Origin of the sequence: Gluconobacter sp. NFX36 (assembly GCF_049887835.1) — a bacterium.
Lineage (GTDB): Bacteria > Pseudomonadota > Alphaproteobacteria > Acetobacterales > Acetobacteraceae > Gluconobacter > Gluconobacter japonicus_A.
In genome coordinates this window covers 61,900-84,451 of sequence record NZ_JAGEKJ010000006.1, presented here as the reverse complement: position 1 = coordinate 84,451, position 22,552 = coordinate 61,900, and the positions used below count along the sequence as shown (strand labels likewise).

Here is a 22,552-nt window from a genome sequence, read left to right as displayed (position 1 = left end):
GACCCTGACACAGTCTCTCAAACCCCAGCCGGAGCGGCTTTATGGCCGCCAGCGCGGCCATCCGCTCCGGGCAAGGCAGCAGCATCTTCTTGAAAAGACACTGCCGCGCTTCACTTTTGCGTCCGCAGGAAACCCGACCGTCGGGTTTTCCTCGCCGGTCTCGCGCGTCTTTCTTGAAATCGGATTTGGCGGTGGCGAACACGCTGCTGCCCAGTCTGAAATGAACCCGGATGTCGGGTACATTGCCTCAGAGGTTTTCGAGAACGGCCTGTGCTCCCTGATGTCGCGTCTCGTGCCAGACGGTGAGGAAGATACAGCAGCACCACCCGAGCATTTCCGGATCTGGCCAGAAGACGCACGTCTTCTGCTCAAGGATATGCCTGATGGCTGCCTGGACCGCGCCTATCTGATGTTTCCGGACCCATGGCCCAAGTCACGCCATGCAAAGCGTCGCTTTGTGCATCCGGAAAACCTTCGGGAGCTTCATCGCGTTCTCAAGCCAGGTGCCATCTGGCGCGTGGCAAGCGATCACCCTGTCTATCAGGACTGGGTGATCGAAGTGATGGGCAAGCAGGATCTGTTTGATGCTCCCCCTCCGGAGACGGAACGTCCCGAAGGATGGTCCCCAACCCGATATGAGGCAAAAGCCTTCCGGGAAGGCAGACAGCCCTTCTACTGGACCTTTACCCGGCGCCCTTGAGGCGCCGTCCCTTTATCTGACTACAGTGAGTTCCTGACATCATGACCCAGATCGAACGCGAAGAAATGGAATTCGATGTCGTGGTGGTCGGTGGTGGCCCCGCCGGTCTGTCCGCGGCGATCCGCCTCCGACAGATTGCGCCGGACGCGTCGGTCTGCCTGATCGAAAAAGGGAGCGAGATCGGTGCACACATCGTCTCTGGTGCCGTTATCGAGCCGCGTTCGCTTGAGGAACTCCTGCCAGACTGGCGCTCTCTTGGAGCGCCGCTGAACACGGAAGTCACGGAAGAACGTATGCTGTTCCTGACGGAAAAGCGCGCCATTCAGATTCCGTATCTGGACCGCGTCATGCCCCATATGGCGAACCACGGCAATTATGTGGTGTCCCTCGGGGAAGTCTGTCGCTGGCTGGGTGAACAGGCCGAAGCCCTCGGTGTTGAGATCTATCCCGGCTTTGCAGGCGCTGAACTGTTCATTGAAAACAATCGTGTTGCTGGCGTCATTACGGGCGACATGGGCATCGAGCGTGACGGCACGCATGGCCCCAACTTCACACCCGGCATGATCCTCCGTGCCAAACAGACAATCCTGACCGAAGGCGCACGCGGCTCCCTGAGCGCCCACGCCATGAAGCGTTTTGGCCTACGCAAGGGTGTCGATACCCAGACTTACGGCCTTGGCATCAAGGAAGTCTGGGAGGTCCCGAAGGAAAAGCATCGCCCCGGCCTCGTCCAGCACAGCTTTGGCTGGCCGCTGGATGACCACACCTATGGTGGCGCATGGCTCTACCATTTCGGGGACAATCTGGTCAGCTATGGCTTCGTAACCGGCCTAGACTACAGCAACACCTACCTTTCGCCCTTCGAGGAAATGCAGCGCACGAAGCTGCACCCTGCTTTCCGGGAACACTTCGAGGGTGGCAAACGCCTGATCTACGGCGCCCGCGCGCTCTCTGAAGGCGGCCTTCAGTCCATTCCTCGCCTGACATTCCCCGGCGGCGTTCTGGCGGGTGACTCAGCAGGCTTCCTGAACGTTCCCAAGATCAAGGGAACACATACCGCCATGAAATCCGGCATGTTGGCCGCCGAAGCTGTGGCCGAAGCGCTCCAGACCGAACGGGCCGAAGCATCAAGCCTGACAGAACGCGTCCGCAATTCATGGCTCTGGTCCGAATTGCGTGATGTCCGCAATATCCGTCCCGCTTTCGCCAAATGGGGCATGAAGGCTGGCGCACTTTACGCTGGCATCGACAGCATGATCCTGCGTGGCCGCGCCCCTTGGACGCTCCATCACCCGCATGCCGACAATGAGACATTACGGCCAGCCGCGATGTGCGAACAGATCGGCTATCCGAAACCAGACAATGTCCTAACCTTCGATCGCGTCAGCTCGGTTTTCCTCAGCGCCACCAACCACGAAGAAAACCAGCCTGCCCATCTGAAGCTACGGAATAAGGCCATCTGGCGCACCGTCAATCATGACGTCTTTGATTCGCCGGAAAGCCGCTACTGCCCGGCAGGCGTCTACGAGCAGGAAAAAAGCGCGGAAAATGAGTGGTCTCTGCGCATCAATGCGCAGAACTGCGTCCATTGCAAAACATGCGATATTAAGGACCCGACGCAGAATATCGAATGGTGCACGCCAGAAGGCAGTGGCGGCCCGAACTACCCTGTCGGGATGTAATTCTTCCAAGCAAACAGGCGGCTTTCTGACCGGAATGTGACTTTCTGATCCATTTCCGCTACGATGTCGCCCGTTTTTCCAGCGGCGTCAGCAGCGAAAGATCACGATGAAAATTCTGGTCCCAGTCAAAAGGGTGGTCGATTACAACGTCAAGGTGCGTGTAGCGGCCGATGGTAGTGGTGTCGAAACGCAGGGCCTGAAAATGTCCCTGAATCCGTTCGATGAAATTGCGGTGGAAGAAGCCATCCGCCTGCGCGAAAAAGGCGTGGCAACTGAAGTGGTCGTCGTGACCATTGGTGTTCAGGCCGCGCAGGATATCCTGCGCACCTCGATGGCCATGGGCGCAGACCGGGCCATTCTGGTCAAAACAGACGATACGCTTGAGCCGCGCGCCGTCGCCAATGCGCTGAAAGCCATTGTGGAACGTGAGCAGCCGGGTCTTGTCTGCATGGGCAAGCAGGCCATCGATGATGACATGAACGCAACCGGCCAGATCCTAGCAGCCAAGCTTGGCTGGCCACAGGGCACGTTCGCTAGTGCTGTCACTGTCGCGGACGGTCGCATTGAAGTCTCTCGTGAAATCGACGGCGGCACGGAGGTGGTCTCCCTGGCTCTTCCAGCCGTGGTGACGGCCGATCTGCGCCTGAACGAACCGCGCTATGCGTCCCTCCCAAACATCATGAAGGCTCGTAAGAAGCCGCTTGAAACGCTTGAAGCTGCCGATCTCGGCGTTGATCTTGCCTCCCGCCTGACTGTCGTTTCTGTCGCAGAGCCGGCAGAACGCAAGGAAGGTATCAAGCTGGGCAGTGCGGCCGAACTGGTCGAAAAGCTCAAGACAGAAGCGAAGGTGATCTGATGACCGCTCTTGTTCTGCTCGAAGTCGAGAATGGTGAAGTTCGTCAGGCATCACGTTCAGCCCTGACAGCCGCCGCACGTCTTGGCGATGTAGACGCCATCGTCTTTGGTGAAGGCGCCAGCGCCGCTGCGGCCCTTCCGGGCGTCAAGCGGGTTCTGTCCGTGCCCGGTCTGGCCACGGATCTGGCCGAACCTGCCGCCGATCTACTGGCATCCATCGCAAAGGACTACAGCCACATTGTGGCCTCTGCCTCCGCTAGCGGAAAGAACATTCTGCCGCGTCTGGCAGGCCTACTTGACGTTCAACCCATCCCGGATGTGGTCGAAATCAAGGATGCCGAAACGTTTGTTCGTCCGATCTACGCAGGCAATGCACTGGCAACCGTCCGGTCTTCAGATGCCATCAAGATTCTGACGGTCCGGGGTTCCAGCTTTGATCCCGCTACGAAAGACGGCGGCTCCGCTCCGGTCGAGACACTGGACGCACCAGCCAGCGAAAAGTCCGCTTTCGTGAAGGTGGAACTTTCTGCCTCCGATCGCCCGGAACTTGAGGCAGCCCGCGTGGTCATCTCGGGCGGCAAGGGAATGAAAGACGCAGCAAACTTCAAGCTGCTCGAACCCATTGCCGATAAACTGAACGCGGCCATTGGTGCATCCCGTTCCGCTGTGGACTCCGGCTTTGCCCCGAACGAAATGCAGGTCGGCCAGACCGGCAAGATCGTGGCTCCGGAACTCTACATTGCTGTTGGCCTGTCTGGCGCAATCCAGCATCTGGCCGGCATGAAGGACAGCCGCGTCATTGTTGCCATCAACACGGACCCGGAAGCCCCCATCTTCCGTGTCGCCGATTACGGTATCGTGGGTGACCTGTTCGAGGTCCTTCCCGCACTTGAAAAGGCTCTCTGAGCATTCTCAGCAGGCGATCCATGACGGATCGCCTGCTTTTTGACTGACACAACGTGTCCAGAACTTAAGTTGCAGCTGCTCCTCCGCGTGACATCCTATTGCACGACGGAGACACCTAATGACCCTGCGACATACATTCCAAAAAATTCTTCCCGCGCTTCCACCGCTGCTCGGCGCATTTTTTATTCACAGCGCATTCGGCGCTGGTTATGTCGTGCCTTCGGCCTCAATGGAGCCAACACTCGAAATCGGAGACGAAATCGTCGCTGTCGTACCATCTTATGGATGGGGAACAGCCAATCTTCCTTTCGCAGCGCGACTTTCGGTTCTTCCGCATTTCCGTCTTTTTACCCGCTTGCCGCATCGCGGAGATGTGGTCGTTTTCCGAGCCCCTGCCAACCTGAATGAAACCTGGGTCAAACGTGTCATTGGCCTGCCGGGAGACACGATTGCCCTATCCAACGGTCATGTCGTTCTAAATGGCAAAACCCTTCCCTGGCACGACAAAGGACAAGACCAAGCAGAACTCCACCCGGGAATATCTACCCCTGCAAGACGATATGAGGAAACATTCCCCGACGGGTCTCACCACGACATTCTCAAATTAACAACCATAGGAACACTCGACACCGTTCCTATGTTTACGGTTCCAGCAGGCAAGCTCTTCGTGATGGGCGATAACCGTGATGACTCTGCAGACTCACGAGTGCTCGTCGAAGACGGCGGCGTCGGTCTTTTACCAGTCTGGAACCTTCAAGGAGAAGTAACCACGGTGCTATTTTCATGGCGACACCTCAAAAGATTGCTGCTCCCCGTCTGATTTTCAGGCGCGCCCTCTTGCGCATTCTGTAAATCCTCGTTAGGAGAAGCGCCATCGGCACGGAGTGTAGCTCAGCCTGGTAGAGCACTGTGTTCGGGACGCAGGGGCCGGAGGTTCGAATCCTCTCACTCCGACCAGCCGATTTAACGGAAATCAGAAAATCTGATGAGAGCAAAGAAAACAATGCTCTTCCGTACGCATTCCATATACAACTTTGACCTTACGCTCTCTGCTTCTCAGTGCTCATGTAGTCCTACGAATGGACGGACAGGCTGATCAGCTTTGCATAGTTTCAAAACATCCAGCTTTTGAAGCTCCAGAATATGCGCCGCCAAGGTCTGCCGAGATAGCAGAATTTTCTCCCCTTCCCTTTGACGAATAGCGTCGGACTGGCTCATCAAAGCCCCTGCATATTCAACCTCACGCTGCATTTCTGCATCCGGCAACGCAGAGAGAGGCACAAACTGCACAGGCAAACTTAATTGCTGTGTTTTTGAACGGCTGGCCTCTGCCGTAATGCCCAGAACAGGAACACTCGTCAGGGCCGAAACAGAAAAAGAACCAGACTGGGTCAGACTGCCATTCAACTGCATGGCTACAGGTCCGGAAACAAGCGCAACAACAGGGTCCACGTTTCGCTGCGCGCATTGTAATACATGAACATTGGCATCAAAACGGGCCGCCTGCTCTTCAGACCATCCCTGCACATCCGAAGCACTGACAACACCCGCTTTCGTCAGATCCTCCTGAACACCAGCCAGTACCGCACTGATTGAAGTCTGCGCACTATTGGTAAAGGAACATCCTGAGAGCAACAGCCATACAGGCAAGACATAGATCAGCCTCATGCAGCACTCATTTCCGCAACAAGAGCCTGAATATCTTCTGCTTTGGGGGAAATACCACACACTGTCAGCCAATTCTGCCGACTGACGAGCCCGTAAGCCTCATCGCAGATCCGCAGCAATGTATCCCAGGGCATAAATGTCCGATTGCCCCATGTATTGAAAAATACGCCCTGACCCGTGTAACCCGTTAGCGCAATCGCATGCCCCCCAACAAAGGCATGATCCTGAATGGCGTCCCAATCCCAGCTCGCACCCAATGGAAGATCCAGAAACCCACGAGGCACCTGCACCCCCGCCAGAACGCCCCCAAGATAAGAAATGCCCCGCTTGATCCCATTGACGGAATGGGCATCAATAACCCCGTAGGCCGTCAGATAATCCTTGGTCTGACCAGGCCGAACAAAGCCGTCTGTTTTCCAGTATCCCAACTGTTCAAGAAGAATAGTGCCATTATCGTTCTGACCGGTTACCGGATCAAATCCCGTAACTGCTCCATAATTTTGCAGGACCTGCTCACTGGACAGAAGAACCAGCCCCTGAGCCGCCTTGGTCCAGGTGGCCGTGAGAGCTGCATGCGCAGCAAACGCGCAACAACCAAACCGGTCATTGCCCCACATCTGATACGGTACCCCTTCAGACCAGTCCTGACTTTCCGGAACCTCTGGAACACGCGCCGCCAGAACAGGCGAAAACCGATAGGTCCGCGCATCATAACGGGGTGGCAGCTTTCCGAGCCTGCGTTCCATCATCAATCAACGCTCCAGAAAAATGAAAAGCCACCCCCATGCAGGGGATGGCTTTCACAATGTCTCAATCCCGATTTTCAGGCAGAACGAACCCTGCCTTTATAAAAATCAGGCGCGAACGTCATAGGCCAAAGACGCCGGCCAGGCGGCCTGCGCAAAAACCTGCGCATAATCATGAACTTCCGTCAGGAACGTCCGGTCACCATCCAGAACCAGGCGCACCGTCGGAGCAAGCGTGCCGCCAATACGATAGGTATCAGGGCTTTCAGCGTTCTGACCAGCCGCCGGAATCGTATCGATAAACGACTGAACGTAGCCCTGCGCATCCACGAAATGCGAATACGTCGAATACGGCTGCGAAGACGGGTTCCCAAGTACCAGGCCCGAGCTGTTCAGAGGCTTGTAGGGACCAAAAATCCCCTTCTCGGACACGAAACCATACACGCCATCAGGGCCCGTACTTTTGCCCGTATAGGTGGAATGATGGCTGATGGTGAACAGATAGGTCAGACCGTCCTTGAAGACGAAATGCGGACGCTCCGTCTGATCATTCACGCCCAGAGCCGTCACCAGAGCAGGCATCAGTTCCCAACGTGAATAATCGCCCTTGCGCCAGTTGGACACACACCGGGACAGACCGATTGCCGCAGCACCATACTGCGCACCCGGATCCACCGCATAACCTGGTGGAACATGGCCCATCTCGTCAGAACCGACGACAAACTGCCCCCGCATGCCAGGAACATTGCCTTCAAACAGCGTGTAAAGCTCGCCATCACCCGGATTGATGAACGGCTGCGGATCGCGGAAATCGAAATACGCATCTTCAGAAGCGTTGGCATAATGAACGCCATCAGCCTTGAACATTTCCGTGCTGGCCGAGAAGCCCTCAAACCAGACACCCTTGTCATCAGCATGAATGGTGCCGGAGCAAACAGCCGGAACAGAATTACCATCCGGCGCACCAACGGACGTGTAGAACATATCGACCTTGTTCTCAGTGCCTTCACGCATCACCAGAGAACCGGACCACTCCCAGGGACGCAGATCAGCAGACGTCTGAAAGAGGCGACCACCCCATGTCCACTCAACACCGTCGGCGCTGTACCAGTAGCCGATATAGGCGCGATCATTACGGGAGTGCCATTCATCATAAATCTTGGCATTGGTCTTGTCGATCTTGTCCACAGCCAGGGACCAGAGAACAAACCAGCCCTTATACGTCACAGTGCGCATATGCATGTCACGAAGGGCGCCACTGTCCCAGATCATCACATCGTTGGACATGACCGGGAAATTGTAGTCGATTACCGGCATTGTCGTCGTCGGATCGTCAGTACGAACCTTCAGCGCATCAGCAATCGTCCACCGGGACGAGCGATAGTTCGGAAGCACGCGACGAACAGCCGTGTGCTGATCCAGAATTCGGCTGGAAATAGCATTCATATTTTCATGATCCGTATTGAATAGTGTTTGAAAAATAACCCTGTCAGGCGCCTTGTTGCGGAGCCTTGCCAGAAGAAGGACCAGTTGCTCCCGGAGCAGCGTCTGTTTTCACGCTCTCTCCGTCTTTCGGGACAACGACCTTCTTGCTGACCTGCCGTTCCAGACGGTTGGCAGCCCAGCCAATATTCAGCCCCAGAAGGGCCACCAGACGGTAAATTCCGTTGAATCGTGATGTATTCTGTGGGGGAGGCAAAAAGACCGTAACCAGTTTGCATCCAATAATCAGTAAAGCCACCCACAGCTCATATCGAGCCGGGATGTCGGCTAGCAGACCAGAAAGGTCGAAACCGGAAATATCCACACTCTGAAATCCTGCTTGGCGCACAAAAAAGAGGCTGCATCCATCGGGATGAGCCTCTCGTAAAATCTTATTTTCAATATGAATTATCGAACCATCAGCTAAGCGACTTATGGCTCAATGCCACAGTTATATGAAAAATCCGGATGCAGTTCAAGCGTAAAATGTCAGATACGCCCAAGATGAGTTGAAACCTCTCCTGCACAACCCTAATTTCGACATTTGGAAAGTCTCTTTTTCCCAAAGAGACATCGACGAGAGACCACATCAATCATGACGATCCGTTTAACGCGATCCGCACTGGCTCTTGCAGCCCTGCTAACCGCTACTCCAGCCCTTGCCGAGCCAGGCGGCTGTATCAAATACGGCGCAGCCGGTGCTGTCGGCGGCCACCTTGCCAATCACCATGCCGTTGTCGGTGCCATGGGAGGATGTGCTGCCGGCATGTACCGCCGTCATCTGTATCGCAAGGATCTGCGCGAGAAAGCAGCTCTTTGGGACAAGGAACACCCAGCAGACCCGAATGCCAGCTGGTGGCAGCGTCATCATGATGCAGCATCCACCAAGCAGAAAGCAGAATGGTATGACGCCGAACATCCTGAACCAGGCCCCAACACACCGGCGCCTGCACCTCAGGCTCAGCCCAACCAACACTTCTGAAAACAGAAACGCCCGGCCTAAAGCCGGGCGTTTTCTTGTCCGAATGCTCTCAACACCGTCTCAGGAAAACTGAAAGCCTTTGAGAGCAGAACGAGATAGACCTTCCAGAAGGTCGATAGCTTCATCCGTATCGTTCAGACAGGGAATCATGGCGAACTCTTCACCGCCAGCATGAATGAATTCCTCACGAAGCTCATTGCCAATTTCGTCGAGTGTCTCAATACAATCCGACATAAAGCCAGGCATAATCACCGCAATCCTGGTAATACCCTGCTTAGGCAACGCAGTTACATAAGGCGCAGTATAAGGCTGAATCCACTCCAAAGGTCCAAAACGGGACTGGAATGTAAGCGGCATCTGCTCATCGCTGAATCCCAATGCTTTCCGTAGGGCCACAATCGTGCGCTGACACTCTTCCTGATAGGAATCGCCTTTCTCAACGCAGGTTTTCGGCAGTCCATGAAAGGACGCAACAATAGCCTGAGGCTTGAAAGACAAACCCTCCAACGTCTTACGAACGGACTGTTCCAACGCCCGGACAAACAACGGGTGATCCGGAAAAGATGGCATCGTCAGCACAGAAGGCTGACGGCGTAACTTCATGAGTGCTCGAAAAAGATGATCGTTCGCTGTCGCAGTCGTCGTCGCTGAATACTGCGGATAAAGCGGAATGCTAATGATCCGGTCACACCCTTGATCCATTAGGCTTTCCACACCCTGCGCAACAGACGGCTGTCCGTAACGCATTCCCCATTCAACAGGCACGCCATCACCCTTGAGACGCAAAGCCAGCTTCTCAGCCTGTCGCTGGGTATAAACTCGCAATGGCGAAGCATTCTCTTCGCGATCCCAGATGCGTGCATAATTCGCACCACTGGCGAATGGACGTTTTGTAAGGATGATGCCCTGCAAAATGGGCTGCCAGATCAACGGCGGACTTTCAATCACGCGTCGATCAGAAAGAAACTCACTCAGGTAACGACGTACAGCAAAGTAGCCAGTATCGTCAGGTGTCCCGAGATTAAGGAGAAGAACGCCAGTCCGCCCATGAGGAGGAGAAGCATTGCGTGGTTTTTTGAAAAAAAAGGCCATAGTGCCCTTCAGTGTGAAACAGGGCTAACAACGGCGAAAGAGGAAAAACGTATCAAGTGTAGGGATACGCGTCCCTTTCGGGACGCTATCGTCGGCGCTTTACACGCGCATAGGAGAAACTTGGTCGCTCAGCCCTTAGGGATGCATTGTAAACAATAACCGCCATGACGGCGCCGATTGATCCGATATACGGCATGAAAGTATTCATCAGAGCCATATTCGCCTCCTTGAACCCTCTGGGAAAGTTTTCCGTGGGCTCAATATTGAGAGTGGTCATATCGCCGCCGGGTTTCAAGAAAAAAATTCATATTCCCCGCGGAAATTTTATCTCCACACGAAATAACTTTTATTTTTCTGGATCTTAGTGCTTCGAGAATCGGTCAGAAACCCCTTGAGAAGGCAACTTCCCGAACCTCCACCCGTTAAAACAGGGACACATTTGATTGTTCGGAAGGACCACTCCAATGGCGACTCAAGATCCAGTCATCTACGTCATCGCTGACGGCGAAAAAGGTCGCTTTCTTCGTCTGGAAGGAAGCCACCTTCGCACCATAGAGAATTTTGACCTGCATAAAGGCTCCGACGCTGCCAAAGACGTAGGGTCCATCAAAGCAGCTCACACAAATCCAAAAGAGCAGCTCAAAACCCATTTCACAAAAGATCTGGCGACGCACATCAATAAAGCTGCGCAGGATTCCAATATCGAGGGCATTTTCCTCGTGGCTCCAGCGCAGGCACTGCACGATATCCGCGAGCATCTTGACAAGCCAACAACCAAAAAGCTGTTCAAGACCCTGACAAAGGATCTGACAAACACCAGCGATCATGACCTGCTCAAGCATCTTGACCGTCCAGAAACCGGCTGGCCTGAATTCGCCTCGGTCTAAGTCAAGACGCAGGCTGCGTCACACTACGGCGCGGCCTGCCACGCAGGCCTGACGTGTTCCTGTGGTCTGAGGCCATGAAGAAGGCAACTGTCGAAGATAACGAACAGCCAGAAGCGCAAAACACTGCGCCTCCAACGCATCCCCATCCCACCCCAGAACGTCAACAGACGATACATCTCCAAGACGCGAACGCAATCGGTCCATCAGCACCGGATTATGTCGTCCGCCGCCTGCAACAAACCACCTGTCCGGCGTAACATCCATCGGTGTCCGAGCAATCGCCTCCACCGTAAATGCCACTAATGTTGCAGCCCCATCTTCAGGCGAAAGCGCCTGCACAGCTTCCATAGCAGACCCATGAAAGCTCAACCGGTCCAAAGATTTCGGCATCGGACGCTTGAAATACGGGCTATCCAGCAATCGCTCCAATACCCCCCGATTCACTGTCCCCTTACGAGCCAGAGCACCATCGGTATCGCACGCCACATCCGTATGACGCTCCGCCCAATCATCCAGCAAAGCATTGCCTGGCCCCGTATCACAGGCCCAGACCTGACGGGCACCATCCTGAACCGGCCCCAGCAGCGTGACGTTCGCTACGCCCCCGATATTCAACACAGCTACAGACTTCTCTTCTCGCTCCAGAAGCGCTGCATGAAGGACAGGAACCAGCGGCGCTCCTTCGCCCCCATAATCCAGATCCTGTGCCCGAAAATCATAGATAACGGGAATGCCGCACTGCTCCTGAAGCAAAGCGCCATCACCAATCTGCCAGCTTCGCCCAATGTCCGGCTGATGCAGAATGGTTTGCCCATGAAAGCCAATGACGTCCGGTACAATCGTGGGCACCATGTTCCGAAGCGCAGTTACAGCCTCAACATGCCTGAGTGTTACCGCCCGTTCGACATCCTTCAGATCAGCCTCCCGGCCAGAAAGTTCGGCAGCATGATCCAGAAGCAATCGCAGCCGATCTCGTAACATCTGATCATACGGAAGCGTCAACGCCGGCCCATACTCTGCAATGCGTTCCCCATCAGTAAGAACAAGAGCCGCATCCACACCATCGAGCGACGTGCCACTCATCAATCCAATGGCCCAGCGCAGATCGCCCAATCCAGTTTCAGGCATTACAGAGCAGCCAAAACAGCATGCAAATCACCCTTATGCCGCTGAAGAAGGTCTTCAACCTGATCGGCCGCCACCCCATGGCGGATCAGAACAGCCCGTTTCACATTCCCACCAACCAAGGAAAGCGCTTCACGCACCTCTTCATCAGTCCCTCCGGCAAGCTCAGACACCATGCGCTCGGCACGTTTCTGAAGCTTGTCATTGCTGATCCGCATATCCACCATACGGCCGCGATAGACATGCCCAAGCCGCGTCATCAGAGCCGTAGAAAACAGGTTCAGCACTACCTTCTGCGCGGTCCCCGCCGCCATACGGGTTGATCCAGCCAGAACCTCCGCTCCAGTCGGAATAGAAATCCCAATTTCAGCGTCCCGAAGCAGACGCCCATCCGCATTCCCACTAACCCCGATCGTCAGCGCCCCTGCATCACGGCCAGCCCGTACCATCGCGCAGGTGTAGGGCGTGTTTCCGCTAGCAGCGACCCCAATCACCACATCATCCGCAGTCGCAACATGCTCGCTCAGGTCAAGACGTGCCTGATCTTCACGATCCTCCGCCCCCTCAACAGCCTGCGTCCCGGCTCCCGCTCCGCCCGCAAGCAGCAGAACCAGACGCTCCGGCGCAAGCCCGAAAGTCGGCGTCAGTTCAACTCCGTCCTGAACCCCAATTCGGCCGGATGTCCCTGCTCCCGCATAAATCAGACGACCACCCCGTTGAAGACGTGGCACAGCAGCTTCAACAGCTCGCTCAATCGAGGGAAGCGCCTCCCCAACCCGATCCAGCGCAGATTTCTGCGACTCCAACAAACGCCCCAGCAGAGCATCCAGAGGAAGAAGCTCAATGGTCTGGTTTGCTTCCAGAACGGTCTCGGTGCGTGGAACAGTCACAGCTAACCCTCTTTATCCTGACATAAAAAATGCGCCGGAAGGTCTCCCTTCAGGCGCATTCCAATCTGCAAACGATACTCAGTCCTTCGCAGGAAGCAGCGCCCCATCCTTCAGAAGATCCTGCTCAACCAGACTCTCCGCAATCTGCACTGCATTCAGGGCAGCCCCCTTGCGCAGATTGTCAGAAACACACCAGAGCGCCAGACCATTCTCCACGGTCGGATCAATCCGCAGGCGCGACACATAGGTCGCATCTTCCCCAACGCACTCAATCGGCGTCACATAGCCACCGTCCTCGCGTTCATCACGCAGGATCACCCCCGGAGCCTTACGAAGCGCTTCACGGGCCTTCTTGAGATCAATCGGCTTCTCACACTCAATGCTGATCGCCTCGGAATGCCCGATGAAGACCGGCACCCGCACGCAAGTCGCCAGAACCTGAATATCCGGATCGAGAATCTTGCGGGTCTCAACCGCCATCTTCCACTCTTCCTTGGTCGCCCCATCATCCATGAAGCGATCAATATGTGGAATGACGTTAAAGGCGATCTGCTTGGTAAACTGTGCAACCGTCGGCGGATCGTTCACGAACGTGCCCTTGGTCTGACCAAACAGCTCGTCCATGCCATCTTTCCCCGCACCAGACACCGCCTGATACGTCGAAACCACAATACGCTTGATCTTGAACAGATCATGCAGCGGCTTCAGGGCCACTACCATCTGTGCAGTGGAACAGTTCGGGTTTGCGATGATGCCACGACGCGCCTTCTTCAGCGCTTTAGCGTTCACTTCCGGCACAACCAGCGGAATACCCGGCTCCATACGGAAATGGGACGTATTATCGATCACGATACAACCCGCTGCCGCAGCCTTCGGCGCATAGACTGCCGAAATCTCACCGCCCGGCGAGAAAAGGGCAATATCCCAGCCTTTGAAGTCAAACGTCTCAAGATTCTGAACCTTGAGAACCTTCTTGTCTCCAAAGGAAATTTCTTTCCCGACCGAGCGCGGCGACGCGAGCGCCACAACCTCGTCCACAGGGAAATTCCGTTCCGCCAGAATGCGTAGCAGTTCGCGCCCCACCGCTCCCGTGGCACCCGCAACCGCAACCCGATAACCCATGATCTTTTCCGTTCCCTTTAAAATCAGCCTACAAAAGGCAGGCGCTTGACCAGCGCCGAAAAACGATGCCGTCGCAGTTCGTACCGGGCCTTCTGACCCGTCGCCATATAATTGAGCTGGATGGCATACCGCGTCCCAACAAACTGCCGATGCCCGTGCCAGGTCGTCGGACCATTCGGAAACACCAGAAGCGTCCCCTCCGCCGGTGTCACCTCAACATCGTAGTCCTCAACATCATCCGGACCATTCAGCAGACGCAGACAGCCATCCCGGGAAACCCAGTCTTCACCCCGTGGATTCAGATACAACAGGATCGTCACCAGTTTGGCGTCGGAATCCCGATGGATGCGTCCATCTTTTTCCCGTGTCCGCCCACGCACCGTCAGCATCGTCGGCGCATCCGCCAAATCCAGACCGAATTTTTCCGCAATCAGAGCCTTGAGCCGAGGCCCCTGCAATTCCTCAATCATGGCCGCCACACGCGGCGTCAGCTTTAAAGCCTCGGGCGGAAAAGACCCACCGGATTTCATTTCCGGCAAGCCCGCCACAACAGCCTTGAGATCATCATTGCTAATGAAATGCGGCACCACGACATGCGGGAAAGGCTTCTCCGCAACCGGTGTCTGCTTCAGGGCATCATAATCGAGAGAAATGTTGGACATAGCCCCTGAGGCTAGCCCCGCCCCACAAACCCGGCAAGGCCTATTCCACACATGCCAGCCTTCTCCCAGACGAAAGAAACTTACCCTCTAAGCGGCTTGTATGTCTTGGAAACCCTGCTCGTTGCCAGATACCGGACATATCCTGCCCCCAACCGGTTTGCCCCTCCCGTACAGACCTGCGGATGCGGAATATCCTTCACTTCTCCCACCCAGGCCGTATGCAACAGCTTTGGGTTAATCCGACAGACAATCAAACGCCGGTCCACCCCCGACATTCCCGCATCCTCAACAAGGTGACTCTGAACGCTCTGCGCGTCATGCGACACCGACTGCGCCTGCACACCCGACAAAGGCAACCCGAGAGCAAATCCAAGACAGAAGACAGACAGAGCACGCATGAGCAGAACTCCCCACACGCCCACGGCGATTTTTGGAAAAGGCCAGCAGGCACTGCTCCTAAGACGACTCTCGAACCAGAAAAGTTGCGGCATTTTTGTGGCAAACTTTACCTGGGCCTGAATCCTGTCTTTCAAACCCCTGTTTTCAACAGACGTTTAAGCCTGACGACGCGTCATCATGTATTCCGAGGAACGTCCATGAACACTCTCCCCCTCGTCCTTCCTGAACTCCGCCCCGCCCTCGATACTTTCCCCTCTGTCAATCTCAGCTCAGAAACCCTTCCTGCATTAAGAAGCGCACTGGAAGACAGGGCCGCACAAGCTTTCCAGACCGCCGAAGATTTTCGGGTAACGCTCGAACAACGCCACATTCCAGCAGGCGGTGATGATGAAAGAACGATCCGCCTTCTCACGATCCGCCCCACGCACACCGCCTCATCTCCACGCCCGGTTCTGCTTCATCTTCACGGTGGCGGACACTGCGCCGGCCGTCCCGAGCAGAATACTGGTGATCTCTGCCGTTTCGCACAGGAGTTAAACTGCCTAGTCATTTCCCCGGACTATCGCCTGACACCCGAAACGCCATTCCCCGGTGGCATCGAAGATGCTTACACCACCCTCTGCTGGATCCATGACAACGCCGAGACCCTCAACATTCGTCGTGACCAAATCGGCGTCACCGGCGAAAGCGCAGGCGGAAATCTTGCCGCTGCACTCTGCCTGCTTGCCAGAGACCGACACGGCCCGGCCATTCTGTTCCAGAACCTGATCTACCCCATGCTGGATGATCGTACCGTCAATGACGCTCCCAACCCCTCCCCCACCGCCGGAGAATTTGTCTGGACGCGCGCAAGCAATACCTACGCATGGGACATTCTTCTGACCCCTTCGCGTCCCGGTGATGAAAACATTTCCCCTTATGCCGCTCCAGCCCGCGCCACAGATCTATCCGGCCTGCCACCAACCATCATGACCGTCGGCGCTCTCGATCTCTTTCTCGAAGAAGACCTGCTCTATGCCCAGCGCCTCATCAGAAGCGGCGTCTCTGTAGAGCTGGATGTCGTCCCCGGCGCCTATCACGCCTTTGACGTCACCGGTGCCCCCATTGCAAAACAGACGCTTGAACGACGCATCACTTCCATGAGGCGCTTCTTCTCCCCATCTGAAGATTGACACGGAATGCTGCATCCAAATGCGTTCCCCACTTTCCCGTGATGGGCTAAAGTTCGCGCCCCCTGGGACTGGAGACCGATTTTCATGGGCGATCACCGCGACGACCGCGATGCCATCAATGGCGCCAACACCGTCTATCTGGCCGAGCTTCACGCTCGCTGGCAGAACGACCCCGCGTCTATTGATCCAGCGTTTGCCGCCCTGTTCGAAACCCTCGGCGCCGACCGCCCCCCAACAGAAACACCAAATGGCAGCGCCGAGGCTCTGAAAAACGCCTACCGTCTGCGCGGCCATTCCCTGGCAAAACTCGATCCTTTAGGACTGGCCGCTACACCAGCAATCCCGGAACTCAGTCCTCCCGATGCAGACCGGGACCTTCTAGCCCGTCTGCGTCGCGCCTACTCAGGCACCCTGACAGCAGAATTCATGCATATTCAGGACCCCACCCAGCGTCAGTGGTGGATTGATCGCCTGGAAAACGCCGCTCCCGTCGTCGCTATGGAGCCAGAACGCATCCTCCTCGCCCTGACACGGGCCGAAGGATTCGAAGGCTTTTGCCAGAAGCGCTTCATGGGTATGCGCCGCTTCGGTCTGGAGGGCGGAGAAAGCGTTATCGTCGCCCTCCGCACCTTGATCGACGCCGCCGCCCGCGATGGCGCCAAGTCCGTTTCTCTGGGCATGCCACATCGTGGCCGCCTGAACGTCATGGCCAACATCCTACGGAAACCCTTCGCGGCCATTTTCAGCGAATTTGCAGGCGCGTCTTTCAAACCTGACGACATCCAGGGCTCCGGAGACGTAAAATACCATCTCGGCACAGCCACCACGATGGAACACGCAGGCCACAAACTGCGCATCTCCCTGCTGCCCAACCCATCCCATCTGGAGGCCGTCGATCCCGTCGTCCTCGGACGCGTCCGTGCTGATCAGGACCGCGAGAAAGACAAAGACCGTGATCGCCACCTAGGCATCCTTGTTCACGGTGACGCCGCCTTCGCTGGGCAAGGCGTCGTGTACGAAACACTGGCCCTTTCCAAGCTTGAAGGCTACCGCACCGGCGGCACGGTTCACGTCATCATCAACAACCAGATCGGATTCACCACCGTCCAGTCAGATGCCCATTCCGGCATCCACAACACCGACGTCGCCAAATCCATTCAGGCTCCGATCCTGCATGTCAATGGTGATGATCCGGATGCTGTCGCCCGAGCTGCTCTTCTGGCTCATGAATGGCGGCGCGATTTCCATTCAGACGTCGTCCTCGACGTTGTCTGCTATCGCCGCCATGGACACAACGAAACGGATGAACCGGCTTTCACCCAGCCAGCGATGGTGCACGCCATCCAGTCCCGTCCAACCACCCGTCGCCTCTACGCCGAGCATCTGATCCGCCAGGGCATCCTGACGGCCGAACAGGTCGAGGATATGTGGCAACACTTCCAGCGCCGACTGGAAGAACAATACGCCGCGTCCGAGCACTACCGACCTGATTCCACAGACTGGCTGGACGGCCCTCAGGACTCCACACGCCTTCAGGACGAGCCTGAACGCATCCAGCCCATGACCGGCGTCCCACTGGAACGTCTGCGCATGGTTGGTGAAGCCATCGGCACCATCCCACCGGGACTGAACGTCCACCCACGCCTCGCCCGCCAGATCGTTGCTCGTGGCAAGGCCGTAGCCGATGGTGGACCACTCGACTGGGCGACCGCCGAAGCCCTCGCTTTTGGAACCCTGTCCATGGATGGGCATCCCGTCCGCCTGTCAGGTCAGGACAGCCGTCGCGGCACCTTCAGTCAGCGTCACGCTGTCCTGTTCGATCAGGATACCGGCCGGGAAGAAACCCTTCTGGCCCATATCGCGCCCCATCAGGCCCCTCTGCATCTTTGGAATTCGCCGCTCTCCGAGTTTGCCGTCCTCGGCTTCGAATACGGCTATTCACTCGGTGATCCGGATGCACTGGTTCTGTGGGAGGCTCAATTCGGAGACTTCGCAAATGGTGCACAGGTCATTCTCGACCAGTTCATCGCTTCCGGCGAAACAAAATGGCTTCGAACATCCGGCCTGACACTTCTGCTGCCACACGGTTACGAAGGCGGTGGGCCAGAACATTCATCAGCCAGACCAGAGCGTATTCTCCAGCTCTGCGCAGAAAACAATCTGCGCGTCTGTAACATCACCAGCCCCGCAAACTATTTCCATGCCCTGCGCCGCCAGATTGCACGGCGCTGCCGCAAGCCACTGGTCATCTTCACACCCAAGTCTCTCCTGAGACACAAGGAAGCAACCTCACCGCTCGTAGAAATGGGCCCACACACACGCTTCCAGCCCGTTCTGGCAGACCCACAGCAGATTAAAGACGCCAGAAAGATCATTCTGTGCTCAGGCAAGGTCTTTTACGATCTCACCGCCGAACGGACCCGACAAAACCGCACGGACGTCGCCATCATCCGTCTGGAACAGCTCTATCCCTTCCCGCACCACGCCCTGATCCAGCAGCTGGAATTATACCCGGACGCCGAACAGATCATCTGGTGCCAGGAAGAACCCCAGAACAACGGCGCATGGATTTTCGTAGACCGACGCATCGAACGCGCCCTGCAGGAATGCGGACACAAAGTCCAGCGTCCACAGTACGTGGGCCGCGAAAGCGCCGCGTCACCGGCTACAGGCCTGCCCGGCGCTCACGCCGCCCAGCAGGAAAAACTGGTTCAAGACGCACTGGCCTGATTACCAGCCAGTGCCGTGTCTTCAGGTTGGGCCGCCCTGATACCCGAAACTGCTGCGGCCCGATCCGGTATTTCCATACCCGTCCCCGCGGAACTGCCGTGAGCCCTGACCACCATAATCAGGGCCGCAGGCCGCAAGCGCCATAAGGGCAGCTAGTGCCAAACCTACTTTAAAACGCATCGTTTCATTCCTCTTTCCCGAATGACCATCCAGAAACGTATCTGTCTGTATGCCTTAAGACATTCCGACATTGACCAGAAAAACCATATCCGTCGCCCGTGTCAGCGCCACATAACAAAGCTGCTGTGTTTCAAGAGGATTTCCTCCTGCCCGACGTCGAATATCCCCCAGATCAACAAAGACATTCCTGAACGTGCTACCCTGAGACGTATGCACGGTCATGGCATAAATAGCCTGAAGGTTCAGCAACGCACTCTGGAAGGCAAACCGATGCTGCCACCGCTTGCGCTCCTGCCTGGCTTCCTGAACAAGCCGACGCTCTACAGCCTGAAGCTGGCGCTCATCCTGAACCAGATGAGCCGTAATTTCTTCCCCGGACATCGTCAGCACAGTCAGTTCCCAAGACGGAATATCCGTAGACCAGGCTGCTACAGACCCGCAGGCTTCAAACCGGTATGACAGGCGCGACGCGTGAATATCCATCACCAGAACTTCTTCATTTGTCGCAATCTGCTGACGATTTTTATCTTCATTCTGGCGACTGAATGGCGCTCTCGCGACCGCACGCTCCCCCGGCATGAACGGCATTTCGATCTGCTCTCCATACCGCCATTGCCGAACCATCTGATTAACCTGATGGACGCGACTATTCGTCCAGCAAAGATACCGGAAACTATCGTTATCTGCATCGAAGGCATCGGACGTAAACGCTTTGCGAACCCAGCTTTCCACATCCTTCGGGATGAACAGCCCGGATGAATCATGACGTGCGTCCCGCACCCAACTCCAGTCCACAGAGCCACCCTGGCTCTGGCGAATGACAGTCGCGGCTTCCAGAATGGGATTGCCTGCCGCCTGCCGAACAACCGTTTCAAGATGCGATCTGGATGGAACAGAAAAGGAAGGAGAGGCCTCTTCTCCAACTGGTGGAAGCTGCGCTGGATCTCCCACAAACAGCACAAAACAGAACTTCAAAAGGTCTCGGATCCAGCCCATGAGTTCCCGCGAAATCATGGAGCACTCATCAATAATAACTACACCATCCGGTATCGTCTGTGGGCGTTTCGCGCGTACCAGCGTTGTACCCCCACCCTGCAACGATGGCTGTAAACCCAGATGACTCTGGATGGTCCGACATTCAACATCCTGATGCACCTTTGAGCGCAGAACAGCCGTCGCCTTGTGCGTTGGAGCTGTAATGACCGTCACAACTTTCATTCGCAGAAAATGCTGCGCCACCTCCTGCATCAGCGTTGTTTTCCCACTCCCCGCATACCCCGTCAGCAGGTGTGTAGGACGCCCTTCGGCATGAGCCTGAATGATTTCATCAAGAGCCACTTTTTGGGAAAGAGTAAGCGTCACCATAAATCCCCCCTTCCCACACTCTTAACCGTTGCATCGCCTGAATATGACATGAAGCAACCAGAGTTCCTCCCCCTGCCCTCCATCCACATTTCCTAAAGGCGTAAAACATTCGACACGCAGACATGTCTATAACGCCCCACCAGCTAACAGTTCGCAGCCTTGAAAGCCATTGAGATATCCTTCGAAAAAGAAGATCGCATATCAAGAGCGGCTCTCATAAAACGTGCATACGCTCAGATTTTTCAGAAAACACACAGCGAATGTGCTCATAATGATGCGGAAAAAATAATACACCAATCATGCGATCTAATTTGATAAAAATGGACCGCTCAAACTGCATCAACGCTTCCAATGCATGGATTTTATTTTTTCTCGAGCGTTGATACCGAGAAATACACAGTCCATAATGTTGCCAATTTTCCTGATAATTCTACCCTCTCCCTCCAATAGGGCAGGAACATAACCTTGGTTTGGAAAAATCTGCATCCCAAGAATATTGCTCGGTTTTCAAGCGGAGCTGCATTGGCGTTGCTGATGCAAACAGGCGTTATGGTTCCTATTCAGGCACAAGCAGCTCCCTGCGACAGTCACGCAGTAACAACTTTCATCAGTTCGGTTATCGGCGGCTATCAACTCTCAGAACCAGAACGTTTTCCTCATTTACTCGAAACCGGAAATATTGGCCTCTACCAGGTTGATGGAACTACACGCACAATTTTAAATTGGCCTAATAATAATCCAGCATGGATAAAGCCTTCCGGCTATAATGGCGAAAAAGTCATGAAAGCGATGATTGCATTATGGAAAAATCGCGCGGGAGGAGGAATATTCGAAGGCGGTGCATCTCCAACTCTAACCCCCCATCTTCCAGCATCGCATTATAAAACTTTTGCCGATAGCCAGTCTGGAGCAGAATTTAATTGGTTTTCTGCGGGGTGGCACCCTCAACTGGTTATGCTTAATCTCAGCTATACTGACAAAGCATTACCCTTTCCAGGGAGCTATCATAATCCGTCATCAGAATTTACCAATCAAGATGTTCAGGATACGACCGTAGCATTAAAGGATATGTACCAGACGACAGGTGCAAAGTTAGTGCTACCCTATATCTCTAACGGATCAAGAGCGCACGTCTCAGACAGTTCAGAAACTGATCGTAATGGCAATCCAGGTCTTGGTGACCACACGCAAAGCGATTATGCGACAGATCCGTATTATGAAAATTCCCGTCATATTGCTATCGAAGCTGGAGGCTTTGGCATTGATACGCCAGCCAATATCTTTTCAACCAATGCGTATTACGGCCCACATCACAGCGAAATGTTTCGAGCTCTGATTGCCAGCGAACTTCGTTGGGCAAACAAACACCATCTTACAACCGTAGTATTCATGACAATTTTTGATACAAAAAACGGTAGACACGGCAACGGCCCAGATTTTCATTTTATGGACGGCGTGCAAACTGAGGTAAATTACCTAAAGAAAGTTCATGCTTTGCCAACTTATTGGGTTGTCGGGCAATACTCCAATGGTCCCGCAAACACCAATATGCCTCAAACAGAAACCCAGGCGGAAAGTATTACTCAAGTCGCAGCATGGGTAGCAAACCATGCGCCAAACTCTCCGCCACCACATCCCGAATTAACATGTTCGAAAAATTAATTTTTTTATATTCTACCATGCCCTGATGTCGATGATGACCTACGCCTTCCCGCAGCCTCGCTCAGGCAGGACGAAAAAAGACTTCGCAGATCACCACCTCAACCTAGCCCGCCAGCAGTGCGCCAAACCATCGTTGATGCGCATATCTCGTTCACCGCAACAACATTGTCCTCATTGCAGATGTATACTCAACAGACGTCCTAGCCCTATTCTGCCAAAATAGTGCTAAAACCTCTATATTCCAC

22 protein-coding genes and 1 tRNA gene are annotated in these 22,552 nt (G+C 55.1%); 11 read left to right on the top strand and 12 right to left on the bottom strand.

Translation table 11 applies throughout. The features are described 5' to 3' along the window. Positions 1 to 4: 4 nt before the first annotated feature. The 6 genes from trmB (at position 5) to J4P41_RS07895 (ending at position 5,100) form a co-directional block, all read left to right on the top strand. A complete protein-coding gene (gene trmB, locus J4P41_RS07920; RefSeq protein ID WP_282858595.1) occupies positions 5 to 700 on the top strand; it encodes a tRNA (guanine(46)-N(7))-methyltransferase TrmB in 696 nt (231 codons plus the stop codon). A gap of 41 nt (positions 701 to 741) precedes the next feature. Further along, a complete protein-coding gene (locus J4P41_RS07915; RefSeq protein ID WP_426066694.1) occupies positions 742 to 2,382 on the top strand; it encodes an electron transfer flavoprotein-ubiquinone oxidoreductase in 1,641 nt (546 codons plus the stop codon). 106 nt (positions 2,383 to 2,488) lie between these two features. Further along, entirely contained in the window at positions 2,489 to 3,238 is a 750-nt protein-coding gene (locus tag J4P41_RS07910; RefSeq protein WP_023944109.1) for an electron transfer flavoprotein subunit beta/FixA family protein, read from the top strand. Further along, positions 3,238 to 4,143: an electron transfer flavoprotein subunit alpha/FixB family protein gene (locus tag J4P41_RS07905; protein ID WP_426066693.1), complete on the top strand. Its 906-nt coding sequence runs from the start codon at positions 3,238 to 3,240 to the stop codon at positions 4,141 to 4,143. The genes J4P41_RS07910 and J4P41_RS07905 overlap by 1 nt, the downstream gene beginning before the upstream one ends. Before the next feature lie 118 nt (positions 4,144 to 4,261). Continuing rightward, positions 4,262 to 4,963: a signal peptidase I gene (lepB, locus tag J4P41_RS07900; protein WP_426066692.1), complete on the top strand. Its 702-nt coding sequence runs from the start codon at positions 4,262 to 4,264 to the stop codon at positions 4,961 to 4,963. 60 nt (positions 4,964 to 5,023) lie between these two features. Next, a tRNA-Pro gene (locus J4P41_RS07895) sits at positions 5,024 to 5,100 on the top strand. 99 nt (positions 5,101 to 5,199) lie between these two features. Here J4P41_RS07895 and J4P41_RS07890 read toward each other — a convergent pair. The 4 genes from J4P41_RS07890 to J4P41_RS07875 all read right to left on the bottom strand — a co-directional run bounded on the left by J4P41_RS07890 (position 5,200) and on the right by J4P41_RS07875 (position 8,364). After that, positions 5,200 to 5,811: a hypothetical protein gene (locus J4P41_RS07890; RefSeq protein ID WP_426066691.1), complete on the bottom strand. Its 612-nt coding sequence runs from the start codon at positions 5,809 to 5,811 to the stop codon at positions 5,200 to 5,202. Beyond that, the gene (locus tag J4P41_RS07885; RefSeq protein WP_426066690.1) at positions 5,808 to 6,560 is read right to left on the bottom strand and encodes a hypothetical protein; all 753 of its coding nucleotides are present in this window, start codon (positions 6,558 to 6,560) and stop codon (positions 5,808 to 5,810) included. Before J4P41_RS07885 ends, J4P41_RS07890 begins: the two co-directional genes overlap by 4 nt. A 105-nt stretch (positions 6,561 to 6,665) precedes the next feature. After that, positions 6,666 to 8,003, bottom strand: a complete 1,338-nt coding sequence (locus tag J4P41_RS07880; protein ID WP_034880734.1) for a glycoside hydrolase family 68 protein — start codon at positions 8,001 to 8,003, stop codon at positions 6,666 to 6,668. A gap of 43 nt (positions 8,004 to 8,046) precedes the next feature. Then, positions 8,047 to 8,364: a hypothetical protein gene (locus J4P41_RS07875; protein WP_034881540.1), complete on the bottom strand. Its 318-nt coding sequence runs from the start codon at positions 8,362 to 8,364 to the stop codon at positions 8,047 to 8,049. Positions 8,365 to 8,634: 270 nt separating this feature from the next. Here J4P41_RS07875 and J4P41_RS07870 point away from each other — a divergent pair, with 270 nt between their 5' ends. Further along, positions 8,635 to 9,021 carry a hypothetical protein gene (locus J4P41_RS07870; RefSeq protein WP_061929819.1) on the top strand — a complete coding sequence of 129 codons (387 nt, stop codon included), beginning with the start codon at positions 8,635 to 8,637 and terminating at the stop codon, positions 9,019 to 9,021. A gap of 60 nt (positions 9,022 to 9,081) precedes the next feature. Here the strand turns inward: J4P41_RS07870 and hemH are convergent, their stop codons facing one another. After that, complete coding sequence (hemH, locus tag J4P41_RS07865) at positions 9,082 to 10,113, bottom strand: ferrochelatase (RefSeq protein ID WP_426066689.1); 1,032 nt, start codon at positions 10,111 to 10,113, stop codon at positions 9,082 to 9,084. Between the two features lie 464 nt (positions 10,114 to 10,577). Between hemH and J4P41_RS07860 the strand changes: the two genes are divergently transcribed. Beyond that, entirely contained in the window at positions 10,578 to 11,000 is a 423-nt protein-coding gene (locus tag J4P41_RS07860; RefSeq protein WP_426066688.1) for a VLRF1 family aeRF1-type release factor, read from the top strand. Positions 11,001 to 11,018: 18 nt separating this feature from the next. On the opposite strand, the gene J4P41_RS07855 is transcribed toward J4P41_RS07860, so the two are convergent. The 5 genes from J4P41_RS07855 to J4P41_RS07835 form a co-directional block, all read right to left on the bottom strand. Continuing rightward, positions 11,019 to 12,128, bottom strand: coding sequence for an anhydro-N-acetylmuramic acid kinase (locus J4P41_RS07855; RefSeq protein WP_426066687.1), 1,110 nt, complete (start codon positions 12,126 to 12,128; stop codon positions 11,019 to 11,021). Beyond that, a complete protein-coding gene (locus J4P41_RS07850) occupies positions 12,128 to 13,015 on the bottom strand; it encodes an N-acetylmuramic acid 6-phosphate etherase (RefSeq protein WP_426066686.1) in 888 nt (295 codons plus the stop codon). The genes J4P41_RS07855 and J4P41_RS07850 overlap by 1 nt, the downstream gene beginning before the upstream one ends. 78 nt (positions 13,016 to 13,093) lie before the next feature. Next, the gene (locus J4P41_RS07845; protein WP_426066685.1) at positions 13,094 to 14,137 is read right to left on the bottom strand and encodes an aspartate-semialdehyde dehydrogenase; all 1,044 of its coding nucleotides are present in this window, start codon (positions 14,135 to 14,137) and stop codon (positions 13,094 to 13,096) included. A 23-nt stretch (positions 14,138 to 14,160) separates the two neighbouring features. Continuing rightward, positions 14,161 to 14,799 (bottom strand): 2OG-Fe(II) oxygenase, encoded by a 639-nt coding sequence (locus tag J4P41_RS07840; RefSeq protein WP_426066684.1) that lies wholly within the window; start codon positions 14,797 to 14,799, stop codon positions 14,161 to 14,163. 80 nt (positions 14,800 to 14,879) lie between these two features. Next, positions 14,880 to 15,197, bottom strand: coding sequence for a hypothetical protein (locus J4P41_RS07835; protein ID WP_010503379.1), 318 nt, complete (start codon positions 15,195 to 15,197; stop codon positions 14,880 to 14,882). Positions 15,198 to 15,395: 198 nt separating this feature from the next. Between J4P41_RS07835 and J4P41_RS07830 the strand changes: the two genes are divergently transcribed. Both J4P41_RS07830 and J4P41_RS07825 read left to right on the top strand, forming a co-directional pair. After that, a complete protein-coding gene (locus tag J4P41_RS07830; RefSeq protein WP_426066683.1) occupies positions 15,396 to 16,370 on the top strand; it encodes an alpha/beta hydrolase in 975 nt (324 codons plus the stop codon). An 84-nt stretch (positions 16,371 to 16,454) separates the two neighbouring features. Continuing rightward, positions 16,455 to 19,100 carry a 2-oxoglutarate dehydrogenase E1 component gene (locus tag J4P41_RS07825; protein ID WP_426066682.1) on the top strand — a complete coding sequence of 882 codons (2,646 nt, stop codon included), beginning with the start codon at positions 16,455 to 16,457 and terminating at the stop codon, positions 19,098 to 19,100. 21 nt (positions 19,101 to 19,121) lie between these two features. Here J4P41_RS07825 and J4P41_RS07820 read toward each other — a convergent pair whose 3' ends face one another. Together J4P41_RS07820 and J4P41_RS07815 are read right to left on the bottom strand one after the other, a co-directional pair. Then, entirely contained in the window at positions 19,122 to 19,280 is a 159-nt protein-coding gene (locus tag J4P41_RS07820; protein WP_164473959.1) for a hypothetical protein, read from the bottom strand. 54 nt (positions 19,281 to 19,334) lie between these two features. Further along, positions 19,335 to 20,645 carry an ATP-dependent DNA helicase gene (locus J4P41_RS07815; protein WP_426066681.1) on the bottom strand — a complete coding sequence of 437 codons (1,311 nt, stop codon included), beginning with the start codon at positions 20,643 to 20,645 and terminating at the stop codon, positions 19,335 to 19,337. A 465-nt stretch (positions 20,646 to 21,110) separates the two neighbouring features. Between J4P41_RS07815 and J4P41_RS07810 the strand changes: the two genes are divergently transcribed. Continuing rightward, the gene (locus tag J4P41_RS07810; RefSeq protein WP_426066680.1) at positions 21,111 to 22,307 is read left to right on the top strand and encodes a hypothetical protein; all 1,197 of its coding nucleotides are present in this window, start codon (positions 21,111 to 21,113) and stop codon (positions 22,305 to 22,307) included. The last annotated feature ends 245 nt before the right edge of the window (positions 22,308 to 22,552 follow it).